The organism is Dialister sp., from assembly GCF_051885895.1.
Lineage (GTDB): Bacteria > Bacillota > Negativicutes > Veillonellales > Dialisteraceae > Dialister.
In genome coordinates, this window is record NZ_JBJEXP010000006.1 from 10,898 (window position 1) to 17,950 (window position 7,053).

At 46.0% G+C, this 7,053-nt stretch carries 5 protein-coding genes; all 5 read left to right on the forward strand.

Features of this window, described 5'->3' with window-relative positions; all coding sequences use genetic code 11:
• Positions 1-1,607, forward strand: a 1,607-nt coding sequence (locus tag ACI4N7_RS00500; protein WP_439731408.1) for a TonB-dependent receptor plug domain-containing protein, incomplete at its 5' end; no start/stop codon positions are given.
• 178 nt (positions 1,608-1,785) lie between these two features.
• A complete protein-coding gene (locus tag ACI4N7_RS00505) occupies positions 1,786-2,568 on the forward strand; it encodes a carbon-nitrogen hydrolase family protein (protein ID WP_439731409.1) in 783 nt (260 codons plus the stop codon).
• Between the two features lie 8 nt (positions 2,569-2,576).
• Positions 2,577-2,717, forward strand: coding sequence for a hypothetical protein (locus tag ACI4N7_RS00510; RefSeq protein WP_439731410.1), 141 nt, complete (start codon positions 2,577-2,579; stop codon positions 2,715-2,717).
• A gap of 12 nt (positions 2,718-2,729) precedes the next feature.
• Positions 2,730-6,446 carry a cobaltochelatase subunit CobN gene (gene cobN, locus ACI4N7_RS00515; protein WP_439731411.1) on the forward strand — a complete coding sequence of 1,239 codons (3,717 nt, stop codon included), beginning with the start codon at positions 2,730-2,732 and terminating at the stop codon, positions 6,444-6,446.
• 65 nt (positions 6,447-6,511) lie between these two features.
• Positions 6,512-6,835, forward strand: coding sequence for a hypothetical protein (locus ACI4N7_RS00520; protein WP_439731412.1), 324 nt, complete (start codon positions 6,512-6,514; stop codon positions 6,833-6,835).
• Positions 6,836-7,053 lie beyond the last annotated feature (218 nt).

Consider the following 7,053-nt stretch of genomic DNA (forward strand, 5'->3'; position numbering starts at 1 on the left):
ATTATGGTACAGGGATTGGTTATGAAAATTCTAACAGCATGTATATTAATGGCTCCAACAGCGTGGTTTATATGGTCGATGGCGTCATTATGAATACGGCCGGTGTCAATCCACCCATGGTTTCTTTAAGAAATATGAATAACATAGATCGAATCGAAGTTCTGAAAGGAGCTGCTTCGGCTTTATATGGCTCATCTGCCGTAGGCGGGGTCATTAATATTATTACGAAAAAACCGGAGGAAGGAACAACAACGACACTTCGTGCCATGGGTGGCAGTTACGATCAGGAACAGTATATGGTTTCGAATGAAGGAAAAGAAAATGGCTTTTCCTGGCGGGCTACTTACCAGAAAGATCTGATGGGCGATTATAAAGACGCTCATGGTACTAAAATTCCGCAGCATTTAAATGGAGAAACAACTTCTGTCATGCTGGGAGAGGACTTTGATGAGAATAACAGTCTGAATTTCTATTATGACAGATATGATTCAGATGTCATGTATTCCAACACCAATAAATCATTGGATGTCAGGAGAAAAGGAAAAATCAGATGGGACAACTGGCGTGGTGTATATACTTCTAAAATAGGAGATCGCGTGACCAATCGTTTCACTTTCATGAGAAGTCATTATGATACGAACTATAATGCATATCGGACAAACGTATGGACAAAGGATTTTGCAGACCAGGTAACCTGGACAACGGATAAAAATACGCTTACTGGCGGCTTTGACTGGAGACAGGACAAGGTGCTTTCTCAGAATAATGTGAAACTGACCAACATGTCTTACTACCTGCAGGATGAATGGAAATTTGCACCGGGATGGACTTTGACACCTGGAGTTCGTATTGATCACCACTCTGCTTTTGGCAGTCATACTTCAGCTCATGCTTCTTTAGGATATGATGTTGATAAGAATACCAATGTATATGTTTCCTATAATCAGTATTTTATTGCGCCTACGCCTAGTCAGTTGTACAGCTCCTATGGTGATCCAGGTCTGAAGCCAGAAACCGGGCATGCATGGGAAATTGGAATGAGTCATCAGTTTAGCGATACCATGGTGGGAAGCATTCACTTCTTTACACGTAAGTCCACTGACAAAATCGGCTATAGTTATGCCACATATAAATATGCTAATTTTGATACGGAAAAAGCGCATGGGTTCAGTGCAGATTTGAAGAAATATTTTTCCAGCAGGCTTTCTGCCCGTGTGGGTTATACCTATACCCATGTAGATTCCACACCTCAAAGAGCGGCAAATGTGGATGGATATGTTCCTAAGCATGCGGTAACAGCAGGTATTGACTACGATGCTCCTAAATGGGATGCGCACCTGGATGTAAGGGGAAATATTGATCGTCCCGGTCCACAGACTTCAGATGTAGAAGGACGATTCTTCCCGAAAAACACCTATTGGATTACCGATATCAGTGCAAATTACCGTCCGACGAAAAATATCACTATATTTGGGCGCATCAATAATCTGTTTGATGTGTTCTATGCAGAAGCTTCCAATGCAAGAAGTACCTGGTGGGGCGAACCGGATGAATGGTGGACAGCTCCGGGCAGAAATTATCAGGTAGGCGTTGAATTTAAGTTCTAAAATTCTGATATTTGGCAGAACAGGCTGTACAGGTGAAAATCATCGGTATAGCCTGTTTTGTTGTATAAACAGCGATTGACAGTATAACAGATATATACATTAGAATCATGTATGGATTATAAGATGAAATGAATATAATCCGAATTTGTTTATATACGAGATTACAGGGGGGGACTTTATGCGCATTGCACTTCTCCACTTTGACCTGGCCGGAGGACCGGAGTCTGAAAATCGGGCTACATTGAAAAAAGGGATCAGAATGGCCGCATCTCTGGGGGCAAACTGGATTGTGACACCGGAAACAGCACTGCAGGGATATCTTTTTTATGACCAAAATCCATCTGCCCCAATTCCGGAAAGAAAGGATATTTATTTTGATTTTCTTCCTTTGGCGAAAAACTATGGAGTGACTCTTTTTCTTTCTTCAGCAGAGCATGATGAACGGGATGGGAAGGATTACAATACCTGTTTTGTGCTGAACAGTTATGGACAGTGTGTGGGATGGCACAGGAAGATGTTTTCTCATCAGAGCGGGGCGGAAGGATGGCTGGATTTGGGCCATGAGGTGGAACTCTTTCCTCTGCGCCCGGTGCCGGCGTCTGTTTTGGTATGTGCGGACAGCTATTATGAGGAATCCTGCAGGAAGGTCAGGGAAAAAGGAGCACCGCTGGTCATTGTCCCGGCAGCCTGGCCGCCGGGAGAGTGCTGCCCGGACCCGCCGGCAGTATGGGAGAGATGTTCTGCATGGACGGATGCCCCGGTGGTGGTATGCAATCAGACAGGAAAATTTATGGCAGGTCAACATGAGATGGATATGGAGCAGGCCAAAAGTGGACTGGTATATAAAGGGCATATGGTATTTTCCTACAAGGGGAAGCCGGCGATTCTTCTTTTGGACTGGGATGAAGTAAAAGGGGAACCGGCATCTTCTGCATTTCAGGCAGTGGAATTTCTTGACTGACTGTCCTGTTGATTTGGGAACCGGCCTATGGGACGGTGGAGGCGGTGCGGAATGGACATCTTGTACAAGTGGAAGATAAGTATATGTATTGTGCCAGTCATTATGTGACAAAGGCCATTCTGCAGGTGATTGACAGGGTGTACGGATAATGGGGGAAAAAGATGAATCAGGTGCTGTATATTACGAATATGGAGTCTGTATATAGTGGGATAAAGCAGGCAGTGGAAGAAATGGAAAACAGAACTTTGGCACCGGCTGTTTTTCAGATCGGGGATGATGAACCCTGGTCGGAGGTGTGGAACAGGCGGGTCAGAAAGGCGCCTTTTATATTGATTTTATGGATGGGAACAGGATTGTCCTGTGATTTCCTGAAGAAAATATATGAGGTCATGAAAACGGGACAGGTTCCTTTCCTGATACGGGTCACGGACCTGGAACCGGAAAAGGAAAGCGGCGGTCTGACTGAGGCGCAGAAATCCCTGATCAAGAAATATATTGCCTGCGGCGGGATACGGAACTGGGAGAATCTTCTCCTTTATATCTCTAATACTTTCCAGGGGCAGAAAACAGCCTTTGAGGAACCGCACAGTCTTCCCTACTGGGGGATTTATGTTCCCGGCTCCAGGGAGCCTATAATAGATATCCGGTTTTATATGAATCATTTCTGCGATTCATCAAAGCCGGTGGTGGGATTGATTTTTTCGAGAGAGGATTGGCTTTGGAATCATCTGGAATGGCAGGAGGAAATGATCAAAGCTGTCAAAAAGGAAGGGTGCAGTATTGTTCCTGTATTTACTACTTCTACAGCAGACCCGGCCTCCGGAGTACCGGGACTCTCAGATAATATGAAGGAATGCTTTTATCTGGACGGCAAAGTCTGCATTGATGTACTGCTGAATCCTTTCCTTTTTTCATTAACTGCAGCCGGTTTTCTTCAGCTTGAGGATCTCAGGCGTCTGGGGGTTCCTCTGCTCCAGCTGTACAATACATATAGGGATTACCAATGGTGGAGCCAAAGTCTGGCCGGTCTTACGCCTAATGAACTTTCCTATGCAGTGGCCCTTCCTGAATTTGACGGCGTAATACATACTGTGCCTGTTTCCACTTTGGAAGAAAGGGAGGATGGCACGCACTATCATAAGCCTATACCGGAAAGAATTGCTATGGTGGCCAGAAGAGCGAAAAAGTGGGCCGCTCTTTCCCACAAATCGGCAAAGGATAAGAAGATAGCCATTATATTTCATAATTTTCCTGCTGATAATTCCCATATCGGCAGTGCAAGTAATCTGGATTCCATTGAAAGTATCCGCAGACTGCTTGCACTGCTTAAGGATAAAGGGTATACGGTGGACCATGTACCGGAGACAGCACAGGAACTCATTGATACGATGACGAAACATGCGACCAATGACCGTCGCTTTATTTCAGAAACACTGCTGAAAAAAGCAGATGGCAAAATAACGGCGGACGATTATCGCAATTTCTATGAGCAGCTTCCGAAGAAAACACAGGAACACCTGCTTCGGGACTGGGGAGACCCGCCCGGAGAGATTTTCCGCTATGAGGACAGCTTGATTGTGCCGGGAATGCTTGATGGAAATATATTTCTTACTGTACAGCCTCCCAGGGGTTTTGGCGAGGATCCGGGGAAAATTTATCATTCCCCCGATCTGGCACCGACTCACCAGTATCAGGGATTTTATGAGTGGATCCGGAATGTATGGAAAGCGGATGCCATGATTCATGTGGGAACTCATGGAAATCTGGAATGGCTTCCCGGAAAAGGCGTGGCTATGTCCAATTCCTGCTATCCGGATATCAATACCGGCGATGTGCCGGATATTTATCCTTATTGGATTACCTGCGTAGGAGAAGGGATACAGGCTAAAAGACGGAGTGCCTCCTGCCTTATCAGTTACTTGACAGCGCCTATGAGTTTGGCCGGCACTTATGATGAGTATGATGATCTGGAAAAAAATCTGGAAGAATACTGTCACTTTAAAAATGATGAGGAAGAAAAGGCCAGTCTGGAGGAAGTCAAGGATCTGATTCGGAAAAGCGCAGTGAAATGTCATGTGGATGATATCAGGGAAGCGGAATGCGAATCTTTTGACGATTATGTGGGCAGGCTTCACAACTTCATCACAGATTTGAAAAATATGCAGATTTCCGTAGGCCTCCATGTTATGGGGGAAGCGCCGGCAGGAGAGGAACTGATCGAGTATCTTTTTGCGCTGACGAAACTGGATAACGGAAAAATTCCGTCTCTTCTCAAAACACTGGCATCCGCTTATGGTCATGATTATTATGAGCTTCTGCAGCACAGCGCTCAAATGACAGAAGACGGGACAATGACCTATGGAATGCTGCTGGACAGGCTTTCTCAAAAAGCCCGGGACATTCTGCAAAAATTATATGATTTAGGATTTGATGAGAAAAAGGCGGAGTCTATTTTTTTGCTTCCCTGGACAGATGAAATTACGAACAGGGACAAGAGAGACAGTCTTCTTTCCGTTTCCCGGTATATATGCACAGATATTGCGCCCCATCTGTCGCAGACGACTCTGGAAATGGAAAATACCTTAAGAGCATTGGACGGGAAGTATGTTGATCCTTCCCCTTCCGGAGCGCCGACCAGCGGAGGGGCTGACCTGCTTCCGACGGGAAGAAACTTTTACAGCATTGATCCGCGGGCCCTGCCGACGGAAGCGGCCTGGCATATTGGCTGTCAAATGGCAGAGAATGTGATACAGAAATATATTCTGGAGGAAGGGACATATCCGGAAAGCTGCGGCATTATCCTCTGGGCTACAAGCAACCTTAGAAATCATGGAACCTGTATAGCTGAATTCCTGGCACTCATGGGACTTAAACCGGTCTGGCAGCCTGGAAGTCATCGGGTGACAGGAGTGAAAGTGATACCTCTTTCCGAATTGAAAAGGCCCCGCATTGATGTCACCGGCCGTATCAGCGGCTTATTTCGTGACAGCCTTCCTGCCAGCGTATCCTGGCTCGATGAGGCGGCCTCCATGGTTTCCAGACTGGATGAGCCGGAAGATATGAATTTTGTACGGAAGCATGTACTTGAGGATGTAGAGGATTTAAAGGGAAAAGGCATCGGGGAAAAAGAAGCCTGGCGGCAGGCCAGCTACCGTATTTTCGGAGACCCGCCCGGCTGCCATGGCGCCGGAGTGAATGCATTGCTGGATGCCAAAAACTGGGAAAATGTGGATGATATCGCCTTTGTATATACCCGCTGGGGCGGTCATGCCTACGGGAAAGGATCACAGGGAGTCTATATGCCGGATTTATTTAAAAAGAGGATGGCCGGTATTGATATAACAATCCAGAATGTGGATCAGAGAGAATCATCCATGCTTTCCAGTGATGACTACAACTCTTATCGCGGTGGTATGGTAGCGGCAGTGAGGAGCTATAAAGGGGCCATGCCTAAAAATTACGTGAATGACAGTTCTGACACCAGCAGGGTGGTGATACGTACATTGGATGAAGAACTGAAAAGATGGTTCCGTGGTGAGGCGGCCAATCCGAAGTATATCAAAGGCATGAAAAAGCATGGCTATAAAGGGGCCGGTGATTTAGCCGAGTATGTAGCGGTCAGTTTCCAGTGGGATGCGACCAGTGAAGTCATGGAGGACTGGATGTATGATACCTATGCTGACAGCTATGCCCTGAATCAGGAAATGCAGGAATGGATGAAGAGCGTGAATCCCTGGGCATTGGAACGCATTGTGGAAACGCTGCTGGAAGCCCACAAGAGAAACATGTGGCATACAACTCCTGAAAGGCTCCGGCAGCTGGAAGAACTGTGTCTGGAAGTGGAGGGGGAATTGGAAGAAGCAGGTAATGAAGATTAACATTTTCCCCTTGACAGTCAAACAGGTATATAGTTTATGGTTAAGGAAGCAAAGGAGGAATGAGTATGTCTGAAAACCATCCACATTTCGAAATACCGAAAGACCCTCACAAAAAGGCAAGGTATGAAAGTGCGTTAAAACATGCCAGAGCCGCAGAAGCGGCAGGTAAATCATCAGAAGAGGTGCATCGGATTTTTCATGATGTCATGAATTTTGACTCTTCTGATCTGGATGCTATACCGAAGGATCCGGCTCACCAGAAATACAGGAGTGCGCTGATTCATGCCCGCAAGGCGGCAGAAGAAGGGAAATCTTCGGAAGAGGTGCATGATATTTTCAACCGGGTCCTTCATGGAGAAGGAAAAGGAAACTGCGGCCATAAAAATTAAATGCCTGTCAAATGGGAGTCTGTATCACTAAGATACAGGCTCTTTTTGACAGGCATTTTTTGTCTCTGCTTTTCCAGAACAGGAGAAGGAATCGGACAGCCCAATGCTTTTGGAAAATTTGCTTTTTCAAGGGCTTACATATCCTGCAGATTTCTCTCTTTTTCCATGGTGCAGGATAGAAGTTTAAGGAAGCGCTGATTAATTCGCTGTTTGCTTTC